This window comes from Bacillus cereus (genome assembly GCF_002577405.1).
Lineage (GTDB): Bacteria > Bacillota > Bacilli > Bacillales > Bacillaceae_G > Bacillus_A > Bacillus_A cereus_AU.
On record NZ_NULR01000023.1, the window covers coordinates 134034 to 153647 of the forward strand.

Here is a 19614-nt window from a genome sequence, read left to right on the forward strand (position 1 = left end):
TATTTTTCCTTCGATACCGTAACCGGTCAATACTATATAATATGTTCCTGTTTTCCTAGGTGAAAGTTCGTACGTATCGTTGCTTAGTATGGAAAAGGGCTCATATTTGTTAAATTCACTAGCAAAGTAAGTGCTAGAACCTTGGTAGGCGCTATTTTCATTAATAAGGAAGTTTACGTTAACTTCAATTATGTAGTTCTTAAAAATTATTATATATGTTATATCTAGCGTAATATATATTTGTTTTTGACATGTATCAGCGTCAAATTGACAATGATAATTGACAATAATAAGGATATTATTTACAATTCTAATTAAATAAATGAAAAAGAGGTAAAGCATGAAGCTTCAAAATCGAGTGAGGGAATTGCGAGCAAAGCATCGTTTGTCACAGGGGGATTTAGGGAAAGCAATTGGTTCATCACGACAAACCATTAGTTTAATTGAGCGCGGTGATTATGCGCCATCTATTGTATTGTCGTTAAAAATCGCACACATTTTCAATGTACCAGTGGAGGAAATATTTATGTTAGTGGAGGGGGAAGAGGGAGATGGAGAGTAAACTAAAAAAACAATTTGATTTTGTGGGAAAGTTATTATTAAGTATGATGGGTGGCTTTTTTGCATCTTATATAGCTTTAGATATGCTTTCGGATGAACCGAGAAAATTATCACCTAATATATTAATAGGTGTGTGTACTATTTTTGGAATCGTAATGATTTATTACACTTGGAAGAATACACGTATGTTAGCGAAGGTACGCGATGAAGAAGAGAGCGTACAAGGCAGAAAATTAGGTATTATAATCATGTATTTACGTGTAGGTGATATCGTTACGCAGGCATGGTTTGTATATGCAATTATTACATGTAGACGTGCACTGTTGCATGATACAAATGTTTCATTTGCAGTTGGGAATTTGATAGCTTCTATAGCTTGTTTAACCATTGTAGTGGTTATCGGGATCATAGCAAAGAATCGTTATAACAAGCTATATCCTGAGCAAGGTGTAACATATATGGAATCGATGAAAATGTGGACGAAAAATGCAGATGAAGGGTTAAAGCACATTGTGCATGAGGCTGGATATAAAGCGTATGAATTTACAAATAAAGTACTGGCTTTGACGTGGTGGGCTGCCGTTATATATACAGCGGCTAGTGATGTAAATTTCGTATTGCTTGGATTGATCTCGTTTATTTGGATATTGCATATCGGAAAATTCATGTATGAAATGCATAGAAAAATGCTTTATTAAGGGGAGAAAAGAGTGGATATTTTAAGAAGGCCGGCTGGTTCCATGACGGCGGCGTTAGTTCTGTCCATTTTATACGGAGTAATCCGAACCGAGAAGTTAGAAACAATGTTGAACATATGGGCAGTAGTGGGAATTTCTTTGTTAGTAATAGCCATTCATGAGCTAGGACATGTCATATTCGGTTTAATAGGCGGTTTACAATTTAAGTTTATGACAGTAGGGCCTATTACTGTTCAAAAAGAGAAGGGAAAAGTACGCATTCGAGAAAATAAATTATGGGCGTATTTTGGTGGCGTCGCAATGTTAGTACCGCCTTCTACAGTGACACCGAATCTTTCAAAAAAATGGGCATGGATGACTTTAGGTGGACCGATTGTGAGTGTACTATTCGGTATTACTTCAGGTTACATATACATGGTAAGTTATTATCAATATCTTTTATATTTTTCCGTTTTCCATTTTGTGATTTTCGCGGTTACAATCGTGCCGATAAAAGGAACGATTATGAGCGATGGTATGCAATTTCTTATTTTAATTAAAGATGATGAAAAGGCTAGAGAGCATTTATATACGATTCAAGTATCGAGTGAGTTATTTAGTTATAAAAGGCCAAAAGATTGGGATGAGAGATTAGTAGAACTTAGCGAAGACAAACTAAAAGAGAATAAAAGTATAAGAGAGACAATGAGCGGACTTATGCTTGTCTTTTATGCCAGAGCGGATCAAGAGGGAATGGAAAGAGCGATACCGTATGTAGAACAAATTGTTCAACTACCTGTAACGAAAGAAAATAAATTTTTCGTTGGTAGTTTTCATAGTTGGTATCTTTTATATAAAGTTCTTTATCAGGAGGGAAGTCTTTCTCTGCAGGAAGCCAAGGAACATGCAAAGTCCATTACAAAAATGGACTTACATGGATATTACCGCACACAAGGAATTGTTAAATACTTAGAGGATGATTTAGAAGCTTCACGTACTTATATGAAGAAAGCTAATAAAGAATTGAAGAGCGCTGAGAAGAGTGAGATGGGATATTTACAATTAGAGAGAGAATGGTTTGAATTGCTAAAGGAGAGGGTATCTTACGATGGATGAGATATCCTCTTTTTTCTATGTCATCTTATTCAATTTCATAAAAAACGAAGTGCAGGTAGAATGAAAGAGATAGGAGGGAATGCATATGGAAATTTTAACGATTATTTTGATAGTCTTGCTTATTTATGCTGTTTTTAAAGTAGCGTATGTAGCATTAAAAATACTCGCGATCCTATTAGTTATCTTTTTAATCGTAGAGTTCGGCAGTAAGTTGCTTGGGGGATAGGGTATATTGTGCGTTTTGAGTGTCGAAGGATGTCGAAACGTCGATGTATTGAAAAAATCGCCGATATAAGTGGAGAAACAGTCGATATATGTGAAAAATCGTTGATATATTTTAGTAAATACCAAATGGGGTATGTGAAAAAGAAGTTGCCGTGGGGGTAGCTTCTTTTTATTGTAGTGACGGGTATAGAGTATGAGTAGGTTGCCGAAAAATGTCGTTAAATCGATAAGTTGTGTCGAAACGTCGATATATTGAAAAAATCGCCGATATAAGTGGAGAAACAGTCGATATATGTGAAAAATCGTTGATATATTTCAGGAAGTACCAGATGGGGTATGTACAGGGGAAAAGCAAACAAAAAAGCTGGAAGAATATCTTCCAGCTTACGAGTTACTTTCAATTTGACGGCCGTTTTCTTCTTCAGTGTCTTGTAATAGGTTGAATACGTCTGCTAGGCAGAATGCAATGAACCAAGTCCATAGACCGTGGAAGAAAGCTGAGCTTAATTGAAGTGGTAATGTATAGTTTGTCATCGAGTAGGAAATACATCCGCCGACGATTCCGATCATTGTTAATAGCATTGTTTTTTGAGCATTTTCTTCTGGATTGAAGAGGAAGAAAATGTATCCGCCTAAAATTGAAGCGCTTACAAGTGTTTCGATTCCATTAAAAATGATATTCTCTCCAAGCTGAGTGTTTGTCCAGAAGCAGATTGTTCCACCGATAATAGCAAACAGGATAGCTAATGTATATCGTATATATTGATTCATATGTTCATCTCCCTATGTAATAAGATGATTTGGAAGTCAAAAAAGTAGGTATAGTATATTGAAGTGAGTTTTAGTTGTACGTATCTTTTTATAAAAAGATTAGTGAAGAATAACTAAGATGAGCGGCTTTTTTTAGCCGTTACGTGTATGGTGTCTGAAATATACCCGACTTCTTGTTTCTTTTTGCTTATATAAATAAGAGAAACTTCCAAGTCTATATACTCTTTTTGATAAGTCTATTTTTATTATAACACATTTAGTGCCACAATAATAGAATTATCTGATTTTGTAATAAGTGTAAAAAATAAAAAGCGCAAGGAATTGTAGTTCCTTGCGCTTTTTTATATGCGTTTGAAACGGCCAACAATTTCAACTGTTTCAGTAATGTTCATAAATGCTTTGTTATCCACTTGACGGATAATACGTTTCATTTCGCCTAACTCATAGCGAGTTACGACGGTGTAAATCATTTTTTTCTTATGGTTTGTATAGCCGCCGACAGCATCTACCATTGTCACACCACGTATGCCGTGATGTAGTAGTGCGCTTTTTATTTCCTCGCCTTTTTCTGTAACTGTCATTATCGTTAATTTAATATGTTTTGTATGCACGGCATCAATCACTTTGCTGACTACAAACCGACTAATTAACGTATAAAGCGTAATATCCCATCCGAAAATAAATCCTGCTACAACAAGTAAGATTAAGTTGAACCCAAAGATGATTGCTCCAATTGAAATATCTCGATGTTTAGCTACAATTAGTCCAACAACATCAAAACCACCTGTTGAAGAAGCAAATCGGAATATGATTCCTGAGGCTGCGCCGCAGATGACACCACCGAATACAGAAGAAAGTAAAATATCGTCTGAAACTTGGTGTACGGGAAGAATATTCATTGCTAAAGATGATACTGCTACAAAGTATGCCGTTAAAAAGGTTGTCTTCTTACCTAAATAAAAGTGACTTAAAATAAGAAGAGGAATGTTTAGTAAAAAGATAAGTGCTCCGATATTGTAGTGCATTAAATAACCGATAATCATCCCTACACCAGCGAAACCACCGCTAATCATATTATGCGGGATAAAAAACATATTCATAGAAATTGCATACAAAATAGAAGCTATAAAAATAACAATTAACTGTATGATAAATTCTAGATGAAATGTTTTAGCTGCTGGGAAGGATAAAAAGGCGGTGTCGGGAACGTAATCGGCGTCTCCTAGTTGACCCATAGTATGTTTCATCTCCATATTCATTTTTGATTACAAGAAGAGAATAAAGCTTTTTTCAAAAACTGGCAATAGTTTTATTATAATGCAAAAATTTTATAAATTTCTAATAAATCAAACCTATTCATCGGTGTGCGTGAATATACTAAAGAAAGCGAATACATTGATTTTCTAACATAGTTTTTTTGAGAAAATATGCAAAATTATTTTTTGCAAACAAAAGGAAATAGAGAATGTTTGCCTAATGTGCTAAAATGACTTTATTAAGGATGTGAAGCGATGGAGTTTTTATTCCAGGATGCAATTCTATATATATCGTTTGTAACGACAGCGCTTTGTTTATTAGAAGTCTTTTTTCTTGCTAATGTCTCTCGCTTTGTACGTCAGCAAGCATCGAGCGGTAGACAAAGAGCTTTTAAACTAGTTGATACGTGTGAAGAGGGTACCGGAAATGTACCGCTTTTCTCCATTTTTTATAAATATGGAATGATTCGTTCTGTACGTAGACAAGAATCGAGTGACGAGAGTGACGAGGTCGGTCCGTATACACCAATGTTTCGCTAAATAATTACGAAACATTGGAGGAATAAACATGTTAAAATCATACCGAGCTAAGCTCATTAGTTTTTCATTAGTACTTGTTTTTGTTTTATCTGGTTGTAGTACTGCAGGCACAATAGATTCACATAGTACGGGAATTTGGAACCATTATTTCGTATATCCAATCTCGTATATGATTCAATTTGTTGCTCATCATATACCTGGAGCTAGCTTCGGGGTTGCTATCATTGTTATTACGCTTGTTGTCCGTTCAGCGATGATTCCATTAGCCGTTTCGCAATATCGTAGTCAAATGAAAATGAAAAAAATGCAACCTGAACTGCAGAAGTTAAAGAAAAAATACGGTGATGTAAGCAAAAATCTTGAAAAACAAAAGCAGTATCAAAAAGAAATGTCAGAACTAATGAAATCAGGCGGTTGGAATCCACTTGCTGGTTGCTGGCCATTATTAATACAAATGCCGATTTTCTCTGCTTTGTATTATGCGATTAGCAGAACAGAAGAGATTCGCACATCTTCGTTTTTATGGGTGAACTTAGGACATGCAGATCCATATCATATATTACCGATTATCGCAGCGTTAACGACATTTATTCAAATGAAGGTATTTCAATCGAATATGGCGTCTGGTGAGCAAGGGCAAATGATGAAAGTACAGCAAATTATGATGCCGGCCATGATTCTATTTATGGGATTTGCGGCACCATCAGGTCTTGTACTGTACTGGATCACAGGTAACTTATTTACAATGACGCAAACAATTGTATTAAGAAAAATAATGGAACGTGAAGAATTACAATTACAAAATGCATAGAGAAACACCGCTCATCACGAGCGGTGTTTTTTTATTTAAATCGTTAAGGGAATTTTAAGAAACCAACATTACTATAGGCATTGTATACGAAAGTGTACATGCTTTAGAAATATGAAGGAGGAAATTTCCTATGAAGAAGAAAACAGTTGGGTATTTAGCAATTGCAGGTGTTTTATCATTTGGAATTATAGGAGGAGTGGGTGTCCCAGCATTTGCGGCAACAAATACGCAAGCAGCGGATCAGCCTACAAAAACGACGAAAAAGAACTTAGATGACGCTACAAAACAAAAAGTAAAAACGATTATGGACGATACAAAGAAACAATTAGAGGGACTAGGTGTAAAGCTTCCGGAGAAAGAAAAACGTAAAGATATGTTTGCAGGATTAGATGAGCAGGTGAAAGAAAAGGCGAAGTCAATTTTAGAGCAAGAGAAGTCTGGGAAATTAACACGTGAGCAAGCCAAAGAGGAATTAACAAAATTAGGTGTGAAGTTCCCAGAAAAGGGTAAACACAAAGATATGTTTGCAGGATTAGATGAGCAGGTGAAAGAAAAGGCGAAGTCAATTTTAGAGCAAGAGAAATCAGGAAAGCTAACGCGTGAACAAGTGCAAGAGGAATTAACGAAACTAGGTGTGAAATTGCCGGAGAAGGGTAAACACAAGGATATGTTTGCAGGATTAGACGAGCAGGCGAAAGAAAAAGCGAAGTCGATCTTAGAGCAAGAAAAGTCCGGGAAATTAACACGTGAGCAAGCCAAAGAGGAATTAACAAAACTAGGTGTGAAACTTCTAGAAAAAGCGAAGCATGAAGACATCTTTGCGGGATTAGACGATCAGACAAAAGAAAAAGCGAAAGCAATTCTAGAAAATGAAAAGAAACAATTAGAGGAATTAAATGTGGATCTTCCGCATCATAAAGTTTTTATGAAAAAAGAAGATAAATAATGGAGTTATGTATCTTTCGTAAGGGCAACTGAAAGGTACATATGCGAGGGGGCTGTCTTTGAAACAGCCTCCTTTTATTATTGTCGTTTTTGGTTGGTAAATCGGTATATTTCGGAAATCGTGGATATAATTTTTTTACAACGATATTGCTCCGAAGAGATGAGGGAATTAGAGAAATGTTGTAGCTTCTGTTATAATATAAGAAGAGAGAAATTTCTTATGTTATATAAAAAAATATATTGATTTTTTCTAACAATTCAATATAATGAACAATAACTACAAAATTCGACATCAAGAAGTGATGATGAGGACATGATCAATTTTTTACGATTCTCAGAGAGGGAAGCCTTTGGCTGTGAGCTTCCTAATACGGAAAAATGGATTACCACCTCTGAACTGCAGCAGTGAACGGATACCTAGTAATTGCTTGCCGGCAAAAACCGTTATTTAGACTTGAGAAATTGGTGAAGTGTGCAACTTTACGAATTGAAACAAGGGTGGAACCACGAATACAACACTCGTCCCTTTTTTAGGGAGGAGTGTTTTTTTATTTCATTTTTGCATCACACTAGAATTGGAAGGAGGATACGCAGCATGCATCATGATGAGAAGAACAAAATTGGTTTAACAGTTGCACTTTCTATCGTAGTAGGAACTATTATTGGATCTGGTGTGTTTATGAAACCAGGGAGCGTATTAGATTACTCGGGGAGTTCTAATATGGCTATTCTTGCTTGGGTAATTGGTGGTCTGTTGACGTTAGCAAGTGGTTTAACAGTAGCTGAAATTGGAGCGCAAATCCCGAAAAATGGTGGGTTGTATACGTATTTAGAGGAGATTTACGGAAGTTTTTGGGGGTATTTATCAGGCTGGATGCAAACAATTGTTTATGGACCAGCTATTATTGGAACGTTAGGTTTGTATTTTAGTTCTTTAATGATCAATTTTTTCTCTTTAGATAAAGTATGGAATTTACCAATCGCAATTGGAACAGTTGTGTTCCTAGGCGTTGTAAATAGTATGGGAACAAAGTATGGAGGTATCGTCCAAACGGTTACGACGGTTGGGAAGATGATTCCGATCGTTTTAATTGTTGTGTTAGGTTTTTGGAAAGGGAATAGTGATATCTTTAACGTAGTTGTGCCGATATCAGAAAATCAAAGTATCGGGATGGCAATATTAGCGACGTTATTTGCTTATGACGGCTGGATTTTACTTGCTTCTATTGGTGGAGAAATGAAGAATCCAACAAAGTTATTACCGAAAGCGATGACAGTTGGGATTTTAATTGTAACAGCCGCTTACGTATTAATTAATTTGGCGTTACTGAATGTATTACCAGCAACACAAATTGTAGACCTTGGTGAAAATGCAACAGCGACAGCTGCGGGCATGCTACTTGGAGAATATGGCGGGAAAATTATTAGTATTGGTATTATTATTTCTATTTTCGGTTGTTTAAACGGAAAGATTTTAACGTTCCCACGTATTCCAATGTCAATGGCAGAGCGTGGACAGCTTCCATTTGCTAAGTTTATTGCAAAAGAAAATTCGAGATTTAAAACACCAGCAAATGCGATTACTGTTGAAATCATTTTAGGAATTATTTTAATGCTTATTAGTGATCCGAATAAGCTATCTGAGATTTCTGTATTCATCATTTATATTTTCTATGTAATGACGTTTATTGGTGTCTTCATTTTAAGAAAACGTAATAAGAATAAAGAGCGTGCATATAGTGTACCGTTATTCCCGATCGTACCTATTGTTGCGATTTTAGGTTCGTTCTTTGTAATTGGTAGTGCAATTATTAATGATCCTGTGAGTTGTTTCTTATCAATTGGAATTGTCTTTACTGGGCTTCCGGTTTATTGGTATTTAAATAGGAAGAAAGAAACTGAATGATGGAAGGGTAGGCGTATAATACGCCTACCTTTTTTGCTTTAAAAAAATTGTACTTGCTTCCACTTTCCTTTTTGGTTACTATAGTCGTAGTAACCAAAAAGGAAAGTGTGGGGAAAGACTTGAATTTTCGTGTGTATATTTTAGCTATTGCGGCTTTTGTAGTCGGAACGGTTGAGCTAATTATAGGAGGAACGCTCGATTTAGTTGCCAATGACTTAGGAGTATCTATTAGTGCAGCTGGTCAGCTTATAACAATATTTTCAGTAGTATTTGCTTTGTCAGGTCCAGTTTTATTAGCAGTAACAGGGAAGGTTGAAAGAAAAACATTATATATTGGGGCATTATCGATTTTCTTAATTGGAAATATCATTTCAGCATTTAGTGTGAATTACGGAATGTTAATGTTCTCAAGGGTTATTTGTGCGGCGAGTGGATCGCTTATTATTGCACTATCTGTAACACTTGCATCTAGTGTAGTAGAACCACATTTTCGTGCGCGTGCAATTGGAATCATTTTTATGGGGATTAGTGGATCACTTGTACTTGGAGTACCACTTGGTCTTGTACTCGGAAATGCATACGGATGGCGTGCGCCATTTGTACTCATTTCGATTTTAACAGTTATTGCGATCGCTTGTATTTCATTATTCTTAACGAAAGTACCAGCGACATCGGTATTATCGATAAGAGAACAAATTGCTACGTTAAAGGATAAAAAAATTGTAAGTGCACAGTTAACATCCTTTTTATTTTTAACAGGTCATTTAACACTATATGCATATTTAACACCATTTTTAAAAGATGTGATGCATGTTGAAGCGAATTGGATTAGTGTATTTTACTTCATTTTCGGAATCGCGGCGGTACTTGGAGGCGGCCTTGGGGGCTTGCTTGCTGATAAATGGGGATCGAAGAAAAGTATTATTTCCATCATTATCGTATTTGCATGTGCAATCTTTATGTTACCAATGGTGACATTCTCATTCCCACTCTTCATTATTATGATGGGACTTTGGAGTATGCTTAGCTGGGCTATTTCACCAGCGCAGCAAAACTATTTAATTGAAATTGCACCAGAATCAGCTGGTATTCAGCAAAGTTTAAATAACTCTGCCCTTCACTTAGGAATTGCGCTCGGTTCAACAGTGGGCGGAGTTGTTATTGAGAAATCATCTGTTATATATAACGCTTGGGTAGGCGGCGGTTTTATTATATTGGCGCTACTTTGTGCGATTTTCTCGATTACGAGAGGGCGCTCTACTCAGTTTGCGAAAGAAGAATCTATCGTTTGATAGGTTCTTTTTTATTTGTAAAAAATTGCAGGGGTTAGGAGAGAAATGGAGAAAGGGGTATATAGCGAGGTGATAGTATATGGAGTATTCAATTATTGGTTTTATATTCACGGTACTTCCGTTATTTGTGGTTATTTTTGTTCTTAGATGGGTTCGTTTCATCTATCAAAATTCTGAGAAACAAGTGGAGCAAAATGAGAAGATTATTGAGCTGTTGATGGAGATAAAGGAGCAAAAAAAATCGTGAAATGACCTAATCATTTGAGTGCAAACTTTACAAAACAGACACATCCTTTTGTAGCGCTTTCTGTTATATTTAGGAAGATTATAGTTTTATATAGGAGGGCCACAAATGGGTTTATTTGATATGTTTAAAGGTGACAAAACTCGTACAGAAAATGGGATGGAACCACACTTTGCATTTGCTACATCTTTACTTTACATGATGGGTGCAGATGGAGAATATGATAATGAGGAATTAGGACAATTATTATCTGTTTTAGGTGGTAAAAATAAAGGCGGCAAGATTTATGTAGGTGGAAATAACGATGACCTACTTGAGAAGGCGATTAAGTATGTTCGTAAAAATAGTGTAGATACATTTTTAAGAGAAGCAGCACCATCTCTTACAGATGCACAAAAAATGTGTATTCTTGTTAACTTAATTGATTCATCTCTTTCTGATGGAGAGGCTGAACGTGAAGAGCAAGTAATGTTCGGGAAGTTTTTACAAGCCTTTGACATTTCAGAGGAACGATTTAAGCCATTCTTTGAAGTAATTGTATTAAAAAATGACCGTTCTGTATTTACAAATCAAAACCATCCGAAAAACAAACTACATAAAGTTGAATTAGCGAAATCATAAAAAATAGCTGTATCAAAAGAGTATATAAAACTCCTTTTGGTACAGCTATTTTTGTATGAGGAATGCCTTTTGGGATGTGTTAATACCTCAATTTCATCAACAAACTTTTAATTTCCGCATCTTCCATAAAGAGATCATGGTGTTTTTGAGTAATCTTTGCAAGTGCAACATCATGATAGAAGAATTCTGTAAAGAACTTCACGAAAGGTTGTGACATTGTTTTCATCGCTTGCCATGATTCTTGCTCTACACCGGCGAATAAAATTTCGCGGTCGTCTACGATAAGTAGTAAATAACGCTCTAGTGCGTTAGGTTCTTCAGTTGGAATTAGAAAATGCATATTTTCTAACTCTGTTTCTACGTTTCCGACTATGAGGGATTCAATTTTTGCGCCTTGTTTTGCTTTTTGTTCTAATAATGGAAGATATTCTAAAAGCGTATCATTCCAAGCTGAAATACGAATCGATTCTTTTGCACTTTCTATGAGTTCTTTACTTTGAACCTGAATAGAAGATTGCATCTTTAAGCTCCACACGCGGTCATCTGTAAATGATTTTTTTGATATATTCGTTTCCAGTTCTTTAATATTGGATTGGAATTCTGTCGTTAATTTTTCAATTGCTAGCTTTAGTGGTAACGCTGTATATAACTTTTTCTTTTCTGAAACAGAGTCCATTACCATTCCTTTATCGATGAGGCGTGCCAGCACTTCATATATTTTTGCTTTTGGAACACCAGAGTGCTTTACAATTGTTGTGGCATCTAACGGTTCATTACTTGATGCGACAACTTCATAAGCTTGGCTTTCATATTGTGAGAAACCGAATTTTTGTAACATAGTTCCCTCCGAACGAATGTGATTATATAGTTTAAGGATAATGAACTATTTGTTTTTACACAAGTGTTAGTAGGTTTTCTAAATTAGATTGAGATGAGAATTAATTTTAATTTTTCATCTTTATCCATTATACTTAATATAGTGATTAACATGATTGCAATACAACGAGAAGGGATGCTTGGGGGAAGATGTTGAGAAGTTTACGTTTAAAAATTGCGGTAGTATTTTCAGTACTTATTTCTATGATGTTCGTAATATTAGGTACAACTATGTATCAATTACAGAAAGAGAAGGAAGTGCGCTCCTTAGACCAGTATTCTCAAAATACGATGGACCTTGTGACAGAGCAACTTACGGCATTTGTTCAACGAATTGATGAAGATATGGGATATTATGCGAACAGTGAAATGGTTCGTAACATGCTTCAAGACGGAGTTACTCCAGAAGAAGAATCGTTTTTAACGAAAGAGTTTTCGGAGTATAAAAAGAATCATCCTAGTATTTTAGATTTATATATTGGTACGAAAGATAAAAAAACATTAAGTGCCAATCTTGCTGAAGGTGGAAAAGTGCCAGAAGGATATGATCCAACGACAAGGCCGTGGTATAAAGATTCAGAGGCTGATATGAAAAAAGTTCACTGGGGACAACCGACGTATGAGATTGCAACAGGTAAGTTAAGCGTGGGGGTTTCTAAAGCAATTACAGCTCAAGATGGATCTATATTGGGTGTTGTGGCGATGGATGTATCACTTGGGACGATTCAGAAATTGCTTCATAATATTCAATACAGTAATAACGGAGAAATGTTTATTGTAAATGATAAAAATATAGCTCTTGTTTACCCAGAAAAAGTGGGGGAAGATATTTCTAAAGAGCCACTTATGAAGAGTTTAAATAAAGAAGTAACAAAATATGCTGTTACTACATTAAAAGGTGAAGATGTAGTTGTTTATAGTCAGACATTTGATGCGATGAAATGGAAAATCGGTATCTTTTATCCGAAGCAAACAATTGATGGATTATTCAATAGTACGAGAAATGCAGTCATTATAATGGCATGTATTAGCTTATTATTTGGAATAGTAGCTTCATACTTCTTCTCAAGAAGATTAGCAAGACCATTACAATTATTAACGAATCACGTTCAAAAAGTAGCAGAAGGTGATCTAACGCTGCAAATGAAAGTGACAAGTAAAGATGAGGTTGGAGAGCTGACGAAGCATTTTAATCATATGGTTGAGCAAATGAATGAAATGGTAAGTAAAATTAAAAATAGTGTATCAACAGTGCAACAATCAACGAATAATCTACATTATTTAACGAATGAAACGGTAGCGGCTAGTAGAGAAGTTTCAGGGGCAATGGATGATGTGAGCGGAGGAGCTTCTACTCTTGCTAATAGTGTAGATGAAGTTTCAGCACAGCTCGAGAACATGGCGCAGTCAGTAGAGCAAATGGATAGATCTGTTGGTGAAATAAAAGGAGTGACCGGCAAAGCGGAAGCGGCATCTAAACAAGGATTAAATACGGTGCAGAATCTAGTTCGTACAAGAGAAGAATCATCCTCTATCGTTGTTCATACAGAGGAAGCATCTGGTAGGTTAGAGCAAAGAGTCGGGTCAATTCAAAATGTTGTAGAGCTTATAAAAGGTATTTCGGATCAAACGAATTTACTAGCTTTAAATGCGTCGATTGAAGCAGCGCGTGCGGGTGAGCAAGGTAAGGGATTTGCGGTTGTTGCTGACGAAGTTCGAAAATTAGCTGAACAATCGAAAGAGGCAACCGGTGAGATTGCAACGATGATTGGCGATGTACAATTAGAAGTAACACGAGTTGTAGAAGTCGTGAGCAAATTGAAAGATATTGCTAATATACAAAATAAAGTGACGACAGAGGCAGAGGCTGAATTCCGTACAATTATGTCAGTTGTAAATACTATTAGTACTTCAGTTGAAAAAATTGTAGAAGGGGTAAATAATATAGGCCACGAGCAAGGAGAAATTACAGAGGTAATGAACACAATTGCTGGTACAAGTCAAGAAAGTGCAGCTGTTTCTGAAGAGGTAAATGCAGCGACTGAGTCACAGGTTAATCATCTAGAAAAGGTAGCTCATACGATGGAAAGTTTGACAGAGAATATGAGGGACTTAGAAAGATTAGTTGAGCAGTTTAAAGTAGAGGAATAACATATTATTAAAATGATAAAGATTTTGGTAAAATAGACAATGGATATATAAGAAGTGAATATAGGAGGCAAGTTACTATGGCAATTGTTGACGTATCGATTATTCCAGTAGGAACAGGTAATCCAAGTGTTAGTGAGTATGTAGCAGAAGTACAAAAGGTGCTAGAGAAAAATGCAGATCGCGTGAAGTATCAATTAACACCGATGAATACAGTTATTGAAGGAGATCTTCCTGTCATTCTAGAAGTAATTCAACAAATGCATGAAGTTCCATATACGAAAGGTGCACAGCGCGTTGCGACAACAATTCGTATTGATGATCGTCGTGATAAAGTAAGCACAATGGAGAAGAAATTAAACTCTGTTCGATCAAAATTATAAGAAAAAAGCAGCGATGTTCGCTGCTTTTTTCATATGGGAGGGAAATAAAATGAATGAAAAATTTAACGAGCAATTTGACGGATTGCTAGAGAAATACACGGAGCTATTACTGGGAGAAAGTAATGAAGAGCGAAAAGAGCAGGTGCAGAAATGGGCGCTGTATTCTTATATCGCTAAGACGATGCCAGCTTTAGTGAAGCATTGGAATGAGACGTATCCCGATGCGAAAAAAGAGATGGTACAGTTAATTACGGATATTAAAAAGCTGAATGAAGAGAAGAGAAATGAGCAGTAAGAAAACCCAGAGGGGAATGTTACCTCAAGTTTTCTTCATTAATATCCTTATATAATTTACATGGAATATAAAGGGTTTTATAGGCATGTCGAATATTTTCGGCATGCCTATTTTTGGCCTAGTAAACCCGTTTTTTCTAAATGTCGAAAAATATTTTCTTCATATTTACAAGCGAGAATATAAGGTTTTAAATATTTTTATAGTATTTTATAAATTATCTAAATAATTATTTGTATCAAATAATTTTAAAGAATGATATAATTTTGAAGAGGGGTAAAAAACAGATAAAGTACAGTCATAGGGGTGAATTACATGGAACAATTAATGCGAAATTCGTTTCTTTTCTTGTCAAAAAATAAAGCGCTAACAAAACTGGCTAAAAAGTACGGTTTGCGCTTTGGTGCAGGTCGCTTTGTCGCAGGGGAGACGATTGAATTAGCGACAGCTGCAATTCAACAATTAAACAAGCAAGGTCTTTGTGTAACGATCGATTATTTAGGTGAATTCGTTGATAATGAAGCAGAAGCAAATGAAATGGCTTCCCAATCGATTGAAGCGATCCGTGCAATTGGAAGAGAAGGTCTTGATTCGCAGCTTTCTTTAAAAATGACTTCTATGGGATTAGATATCTCTGATGAAATCGTAATGAACAATATGCGCCGTATTTTAGAAGCTGCAAAAGAAAATGGTGTGTTTGTTACAATTGATATGGAAGACTATACACGTTGCGGAAAAACAATTGATATCTTTAAACAATTAAAATCTGAATACGATAATATTGGTACTGTTATTCAAGCTTACCTATACCGTACAGAAAAAGATATTGAGGACTTAAACGCTTATAACCCTAATTTACGTCTTGTAAAAGGGGCTTATAAAGAACCTGAAGAAGTGGCGTTCCCGGACAAGAAAGATGTAGATGACAACTATAAAAAAATTATTAAAATGCACTTATTAAATGGAAATTATACTGCAATTGCTTCACATGACGAAGCGATTATTGAATATACGAAAAAACTTGCCGAAGAACACAACATTCCTAGGGATCAATTTGAATTCCAAATGTTATTTGGTATTCGTACAGAGCGTCAACTTGAGCTAGTAAAAGAAGGCTACAAAATGCGTGTGTATGTGCCTTATGGAAACGACTGGTATGGCTATTTCATGCGTCGTTTAGCAGAGCGCCCAGCAAACGTTGCGTTCGTATTAAAAGGTATGATCAAAAAATAACCAAGGAGACTATACTCCTTGGTTATTTTAATTGCTGAAATGCGTAATGTGCCATTTTCTTCGTATCAGGATATAGTTGTGTGCGATTAGAAGATAATACGACGTTAATGACGCGTTTCCCGTCTTTTTCATCGACTGTTACGACCGTATATTTCCCGAGTGTTGATAGACCGCTTTTACTTCCAATCGCATATGGATCGTTATATAGTTCTTCTCGTCCATAGTTTGCGATTTTTGGAGAGCGTTCTGAAGTATGTAGAGTTGTACGTGTTGAATTCATATATTCTAAAACAACTGGGTACTTTAATGCTTCTTTCGTAATAATAGCAATGTCATATGGTGATACTTTATTTCCGATTGCATCAGCACCGCTTGCATTTTTGAAAGTTGCATGTTTCGTACCAAGTTCCTTCGCTCTAGCATTCATCATTTTCACAAACTCATTTTTTGATCCTGCGATATGTTCTGCAATTGACTCGGCAACTGGGTCTGCACTAATAATAAGCATAAGTTTTAATGCCTCATCACGTTTTAATTTTTCACCCGCGCGAAGCTTAATCTTCTTACTTTGACTTTCTGTTTTAATCGCGTTTTCTGTAATTGTAATTTCTTCATCTTCTTTCACATTCTCTAGTAAGAGAAGCGTTGTCATCATTTTGGCTATACTAGCCGGATAAGAGCGTTCATCTTCGCGTTTCCCATACAAAATTTCACCTGTGTCTGCATCGATTGTAATGCCGTATTGCCCTGTAATAGTAGGTTGATCCGCTCTTACAGCTTGTTGCCTTTGTGCATAAGAGAAGAAAATCATCCCTGTAAATAGTGTAGCAATCATTACAATCATAACTATTGTTCTTTTCATTATAATTCCCTCTTTTGTTACAAATAAATTGGGCAGAAAAAGCAGCCATTAATCATTATGCCACGTTCTCTGCCCAAAAATATAGCGTTATTTTTCGCCCATATTATGCTTTTTATATTGTTGGTTATTGCCTTGACGGCCTTTTTCCACACCGTGATTATGCGGACCTGCGTTTCCAGTTACGCTTGCTGCACTAATTCCAGCTTTTGAGGGGTTCTTCTTAAGTTTTGCCATATATATTCCTCCAATTTCGTCAGATTATAAAAAGGAAAAGTGCATTGTAGTGAAGAAAATACACATGTATAGCATAGCCAAATGAAAGAAATATATTTATTTCAGAAAATTTTATCAATAAATATATTGCGAAAATTCAAACGTTATCATATATTTATTAGTAGAGGCTCACTCATTGATTGCGACTTATGTCGAAAAATTGAATGAGCATTCATTCAAGAATAGGGGGAGAAATGGATGTTCCAAATTAAAAAGGCTGCTGTTCTAGGTTCAGGTGTAATGGGTTCAGGAATTGCGGCACACTTAGCTAATATTGGTATTCCGACATTATTGCTTGATATTGTACCACCGGCGCTTACGAAAGAAGAAGAAGCGAAGGGACTTACATTAGAACATAAAAGTGTGAGAAATCGTTTTAGTAATACGGCTTTGCAAAAACTATTAAAGCAAAAACCAGCTCCTCTTACAGTGAAAGGTAATCTAGCACTGATTGAAGCAGGTAACTTAGAAGATGATCTTGAGCGTCTTGCTGATGTAGATTGGATTATTGAAGTAGTAGTTGAAAACTTAGATATAAAGAAGAAACTATTTGAAAAAATAGATGTTGTTCGTAAACCAGGCTCAATTGTGAGCTCAAATACATCAGGCATTTCCGTTGAGAAAATGGCAGAAGGTCGTTCAGACGACTTCCAGAAACACTTCTTAGGCACACACTTTTTTAACCCACCACGATATTTAAAACTTCTAGAGGTAATACCGACGAAAGAAACAGATCCACAAGTATTAAGCTTCATGAAACTATTTGGCGAAGACGTTCTTGGAAAAGGCGTTGTTATCGCAAAAGATACACCAAACTTTATTGGAAACCGCATCGGTACGTATGGTTTACTTGTCACTCTTCAAGAGATGATAAAACGCGGTTATAGCATTGGGGAAGTTGATTCTGTAACAGGCCCACTTATTGGTCGTCCGAAAAGCGCAACGTTCCGTACATTAGATGTTGTCGGTTTAGATACATTCGTACACGTTGCAAATAACGTATATGAAAATGTACAAGAAGAAGAGCGTGATGTATTTAAAGTACCAGCGTTCATGCATGACATGCTTGATAAAAAATGGCTTGGAAGTAAAACAGGCCAAGGCTTCTTCTTAAAACAAGGAAAAGAAATTTTAGAATTAAATCCTGAAACGATGGAATACGAAGCGCGTAAAAAATTAAAAGCTGCATCCGTAGAGTTAAGTAAACAAGAAAAAGGTTTAGCGAATAAATTGAAAGCGCTTGTATACGCGAAAGACCGTGCAGGAGAGTTGTTATGGAACATCATCACACCAACTCTTTTATACTCTGCAAAACTTCATAAAGAAATTGCTGACGATATCGTTGCAATTGACCAAGCGATGAAGTGGGGCTTCGGCTGGGAGCAAGGGCCATTCGAAATCTGGGATGCAATCGGCGTTGAAAAATCTGTTCAAAAGATGGAAGAAAACGGCGCAGTTGTTCCTACTTGGGTGAAAGAAATGGTAGAGAAAGGTTTTGCTACTTTCTATAAACATGATAATGGCGATAGCTACTATTACGATAATGGTGAATATAAGCTAATCGAACGTAACAAAAAAGCAATTTCTCTTAAGCAATTAAAAGCGAAAAATGGCGTATTAAAGAAAAATAGCGGAGCGAGCTTAATTGATTTAGGCGACGGCATCCTTTGTTTAGAATTCCATTCGAAGAGCAATGCAATCGGTATGGATATTACGCAAATGATTAACTACGCTGTTGATGAAGTAGAGAAAAATTATAAAGGTCTTGTTATCGGAAACCAATCGAAGAACTTCTGCGTTGGTGCGAACCTTGCGATGATCTTAATGGAAGCACAAGACGATAACTACTTTGAAATTGAGTGGGTTGTGAAAAACTTCCAAGATGCAATGACAAAAATTAAGTACTCTTCTAAGCCGGTTGTAGCAGCGCCATATGGTATGACGCTTGGCGGCGGTACAGAAGTTTGTTTACCAGCAGCGAGCATTCAAGCTTCTAGCGAAACGTATATGGGCTTAGTAGAAGTTGGTGTTGGCTTAATCCCTGGCGGAGGCGGTAACAAAGAGCTATACATTAAACACTTAAATAAAATGGCTAACGGCGTAGAATTCGACTTACAAAAAGTTGCGAATAAAGTATTTGAATCCGTAGCGATGGCGAAAGTTTCTACATCAGCACAAGAAGCTGTCTTGAACAACTTCTTAGGCGATAAAGACGGTATTAGTGTGAATGGTGATCATTTACTATACGATGCGAAGCAGAAAGCACTTGCTTTATATGAAGCTGGCTATAAAGCACCAATCCGTAAAAAGATACCGGTTGTTGGTGAAACAGGATATGCAACTCTTGCACTTGGTGCAGAAGCAATGCATTTATCAGGTTACATTTCAGAGTACGATCTTCACATTGCGAAGAAACTTGCATATGTCATTGCGGGCGGCAAAGTGCCGTACGGAACAGAAGTTGATGAGCAGTATTTATTAGATGTAGAACGTGAAGCATTTATTAGCTTAGTAAGTGAGATGAAATCACAAGCAAGAATGCAGCACATGCTAGTAAAAGGAAAGCCATTACGTAACTAATA

The 19614-nt window shown here is 36.2% G+C and carries 21 protein-coding genes and 1 other annotated feature; of the genes, 16 read left to right on the forward strand and 5 right to left on the reverse strand.

The genetic code is table 11. The annotated features are described in order from the left end of the window. Positions 1-340: 340 nt before the first annotated feature. The 4 genes from COC96_RS24210 (at position 341) to COC96_RS24225 (ending at position 2580) form a co-directional block, all read left to right on the forward strand. Positions 341-562: a helix-turn-helix transcriptional regulator gene (locus COC96_RS24210; RefSeq protein WP_098268334.1), complete on the forward strand. Its 222-nt coding sequence runs from the start codon at positions 341-343 to the stop codon at positions 560-562. After that, positions 552-1259 (forward strand): DUF3169 family protein, encoded by a 708-nt coding sequence (locus COC96_RS24215; RefSeq protein WP_098268335.1) that lies wholly within the window; start codon positions 552-554, stop codon positions 1257-1259. Before COC96_RS24210 ends, COC96_RS24215 begins: the two co-directional genes overlap by 11 nt. A 42-nt stretch (positions 1260-1301) precedes the next feature. Further along, positions 1302-2354, forward strand: coding sequence for a M50 family metallopeptidase (locus tag COC96_RS24220; RefSeq protein ID WP_142319449.1), 1053 nt, complete (start codon positions 1302-1304; stop codon positions 2352-2354). An 85-nt stretch (positions 2355-2439) separates the two neighbouring features. After that, positions 2440-2580: a DUF3985 family protein gene (locus COC96_RS24225; RefSeq protein ID WP_000404783.1), complete on the forward strand. Its 141-nt coding sequence runs from the start codon at positions 2440-2442 to the stop codon at positions 2578-2580. A gap of 383 nt (positions 2581-2963) precedes the next feature. Here COC96_RS24225 and COC96_RS24235 read toward each other — a convergent pair whose 3' ends face one another. Then, entirely contained in the window at positions 2964-3350 is a 387-nt protein-coding gene (locus COC96_RS24235; protein ID WP_098268337.1) for a DUF3938 domain-containing protein, read from the reverse strand. Between the two features lie 341 nt (positions 3351-3691). Beyond that, entirely contained in the window at positions 3692-4585 is an 894-nt protein-coding gene (locus tag COC96_RS24240) for a YitT family protein (RefSeq protein WP_071712722.1), read from the reverse strand. 276 nt (positions 4586-4861) lie between these two features. On the opposite strand from COC96_RS24240, the gene COC96_RS24245 reads away from it, so the two are divergent. The 7 genes from COC96_RS24245 to COC96_RS24275 all read left to right on the forward strand — a co-directional run bounded on the left by COC96_RS24245 (position 4862) and on the right by COC96_RS24275 (position 10965). Beyond that, positions 4862-5146 (forward strand): hypothetical protein, encoded by a 285-nt coding sequence (locus COC96_RS24245; RefSeq protein ID WP_098268338.1) that lies wholly within the window; start codon positions 4862-4864, stop codon positions 5144-5146. Positions 5147-5174: 28 nt separating this feature from the next. Beyond that, positions 5175-5957, forward strand: a complete 783-nt coding sequence (locus tag COC96_RS24250; protein WP_098268339.1) for a membrane protein insertase YidC — start codon at positions 5175-5177, stop codon at positions 5955-5957. A gap of 130 nt (positions 5958-6087) precedes the next feature. Then, a complete protein-coding gene (locus tag COC96_RS24255; RefSeq protein ID WP_098268340.1) occupies positions 6088-6903 on the forward strand; it encodes a hypothetical protein in 816 nt (271 codons plus the stop codon). Between the two features lie 292 nt (positions 6904-7195). Continuing rightward, positions 7196-7432 (forward strand) — a binding site (T-box leader). Between the two features lie 65 nt (positions 7433-7497). Beyond that, on the forward strand, positions 7498-8808 hold the full coding sequence (locus tag COC96_RS24260) for an APC family permease (protein WP_098268341.1): 1311 nt from the start codon (positions 7498-7500) through the stop codon (positions 8806-8808). 47 nt (positions 8809-8855) lie between these two features. Continuing rightward, positions 8856-10100: an MFS transporter gene (locus tag COC96_RS24265; RefSeq protein WP_098268342.1), complete on the forward strand. Its 1245-nt coding sequence runs from the start codon at positions 8856-8858 to the stop codon at positions 10098-10100. A gap of 79 nt (positions 10101-10179) precedes the next feature. Continuing rightward, a complete protein-coding gene (locus tag COC96_RS27665; protein WP_098268343.1) occupies positions 10180-10347 on the forward strand; it encodes a hypothetical protein in 168 nt (55 codons plus the stop codon). 105 nt (positions 10348-10452) lie between these two features. Then, on the forward strand, positions 10453-10965 hold the full coding sequence (locus tag COC96_RS24275; RefSeq protein ID WP_088232100.1) for a TerB family tellurite resistance protein: 513 nt from the start codon (positions 10453-10455) through the stop codon (positions 10963-10965). A 79-nt stretch (positions 10966-11044) separates the two neighbouring features. On the opposite strand, the gene COC96_RS24280 is transcribed toward COC96_RS24275, so the two are convergent. Then, the gene (locus tag COC96_RS24280; RefSeq protein WP_098769549.1) at positions 11045-11803 is read right to left on the reverse strand and encodes a TrmB family transcriptional regulator; all 759 of its coding nucleotides are present in this window, start codon (positions 11801-11803) and stop codon (positions 11045-11047) included. A 188-nt stretch (positions 11804-11991) separates the two neighbouring features. Between COC96_RS24280 and COC96_RS28715 the strand changes: the two genes are divergently transcribed. From COC96_RS28715 to COC96_RS24300, 4 genes are all read left to right on the forward strand, one after another. Further along, positions 11992-13992 carry a methyl-accepting chemotaxis protein gene (locus tag COC96_RS28715; RefSeq protein ID WP_098268345.1) on the forward strand — a complete coding sequence of 667 codons (2001 nt, stop codon included), beginning with the start codon at positions 11992-11994 and terminating at the stop codon, positions 13990-13992. A 77-nt stretch (positions 13993-14069) separates the two neighbouring features. Further along, positions 14070-14372, forward strand: a complete 303-nt coding sequence (locus COC96_RS24290) for an MTH1187 family thiamine-binding protein (RefSeq protein WP_001018862.1) — start codon at positions 14070-14072, stop codon at positions 14370-14372. Positions 14373-14421: 49 nt separating this feature from the next. Further along, complete coding sequence (locus tag COC96_RS24295; RefSeq protein WP_098268346.1) at positions 14422-14667, forward strand: YusU family protein; 246 nt, start codon at positions 14422-14424, stop codon at positions 14665-14667. Between the two features lie 312 nt (positions 14668-14979). Continuing rightward, positions 14980-15897: a proline dehydrogenase family protein gene (locus tag COC96_RS24300; protein ID WP_097904234.1), complete on the forward strand. Its 918-nt coding sequence runs from the start codon at positions 14980-14982 to the stop codon at positions 15895-15897. Positions 15898-15919: 22 nt separating this feature from the next. Here COC96_RS24300 and COC96_RS24305 read toward each other — a convergent pair whose 3' ends face one another. Further along, positions 15920-16759: a D-alanyl-D-alanine carboxypeptidase family protein gene (locus COC96_RS24305; protein WP_098268347.1), complete on the reverse strand. Its 840-nt coding sequence runs from the start codon at positions 16757-16759 to the stop codon at positions 15920-15922. A gap of 87 nt (positions 16760-16846) precedes the next feature. After that, positions 16847-16993, reverse strand: coding sequence for a YuzL family protein (locus tag COC96_RS24310; protein ID WP_001096344.1), 147 nt, complete (start codon positions 16991-16993; stop codon positions 16847-16849). Between the two features lie 237 nt (positions 16994-17230). Here COC96_RS24310 and COC96_RS24315 point away from each other — a divergent pair, with 237 nt between their 5' ends. After that, positions 17231-19612, forward strand: a complete 2382-nt coding sequence (locus tag COC96_RS24315) for a 3-hydroxyacyl-CoA dehydrogenase/enoyl-CoA hydratase family protein (protein ID WP_097904236.1) — start codon at positions 17231-17233, stop codon at positions 19610-19612. Positions 19613-19614 lie beyond the last annotated feature (2 nt).

Bases quoted from the DNA above. Each gene is read 5' to 3' on its own strand.
- COC96_RS24295 (WP_098268346.1), top strand. From the start codon at position 14,422: ATGAATGAAAAATTTAACGAGCAATTTGACGGATTGCTAGAGAAATAC.
- COC96_RS24305 (WP_098268347.1), bottom strand. From the start codon at position 16,759: ATGAAAAGAACAATAGTTATGATTGTAATGATTGCTACACTATTTACA.
- COC96_RS24300 (WP_097904234.1), top strand. From the start codon at position 14,980: ATGGAACAATTAATGCGAAATTCGTTTCTTTTCTTGTCAAAAAATAAA.
- COC96_RS24290 (WP_001018862.1), top strand. From the start codon at position 14,070: ATGGCAATTGTTGACGTATCGATTATTCCAGTAGGAACAGGTAATCCA.
- COC96_RS24235 (WP_098268337.1), bottom strand. From the start codon at position 3,350: ATGAATCAATATATACGATATACATTAGCTATCCTGTTTGCTATTATC.
- COC96_RS24225 (WP_000404783.1), top strand. From the start codon at position 2,440: ATGGAAATTTTAACGATTATTTTGATAGTCTTGCTTATTTATGCTGTT.
- COC96_RS24255 (WP_098268340.1), top strand. From the start codon at position 6,088: ATGAAGAAGAAAACAGTTGGGTATTTAGCAATTGCAGGTGTTTTATCA.
- COC96_RS24240 (WP_071712722.1), bottom strand. From the start codon at position 4,585: ATGGGTCAACTAGGAGACGCCGATTACGTTCCCGACACCGCCTTTTTA.
- COC96_RS27665 (WP_098268343.1), top strand. From the start codon at position 10,180: ATGGAGTATTCAATTATTGGTTTTATATTCACGGTACTTCCGTTATTT.
- COC96_RS24250 (WP_098268339.1), top strand. From the start codon at position 5,175: ATGTTAAAATCATACCGAGCTAAGCTCATTAGTTTTTCATTAGTACTT.
- COC96_RS24245 (WP_098268338.1), top strand. From the start codon at position 4,862: ATGGAGTTTTTATTCCAGGATGCAATTCTATATATATCGTTTGTAACG.
- COC96_RS24220 (WP_142319449.1), top strand. From the start codon at position 1,302: ATGACGGCGGCGTTAGTTCTGTCCATTTTATACGGAGTAATCCGAACC.
- COC96_RS24310 (WP_001096344.1), bottom strand. From the start codon at position 16,993: ATGGCAAAACTTAAGAAGAACCCCTCAAAAGCTGGAATTAGTGCAGCA.
- COC96_RS24210 (WP_098268334.1), top strand. From the start codon at position 341: ATGAAGCTTCAAAATCGAGTGAGGGAATTGCGAGCAAAGCATCGTTTG.
- COC96_RS24215 (WP_098268335.1), top strand. From the start codon at position 552: ATGGAGAGTAAACTAAAAAAACAATTTGATTTTGTGGGAAAGTTATTA.
- COC96_RS24275 (WP_088232100.1), top strand. From the start codon at position 10,453: ATGGGTTTATTTGATATGTTTAAAGGTGACAAAACTCGTACAGAAAAT.
- COC96_RS24260 (WP_098268341.1), top strand. From the start codon at position 7,498: ATGCATCATGATGAGAAGAACAAAATTGGTTTAACAGTTGCACTTTCT.
- COC96_RS24280 (WP_098769549.1), bottom strand. From the start codon at position 11,803: ATGTTACAAAAATTCGGTTTCTCACAATATGAAAGCCAAGCTTATGAA.
- COC96_RS28715 (WP_098268345.1), top strand. From the start codon at position 11,992: ATGTTGAGAAGTTTACGTTTAAAAATTGCGGTAGTATTTTCAGTACTT.
- COC96_RS24315 (WP_097904236.1), top strand. From the start codon at position 17,231: ATGTTCCAAATTAAAAAGGCTGCTGTTCTAGGTTCAGGTGTAATGGGT.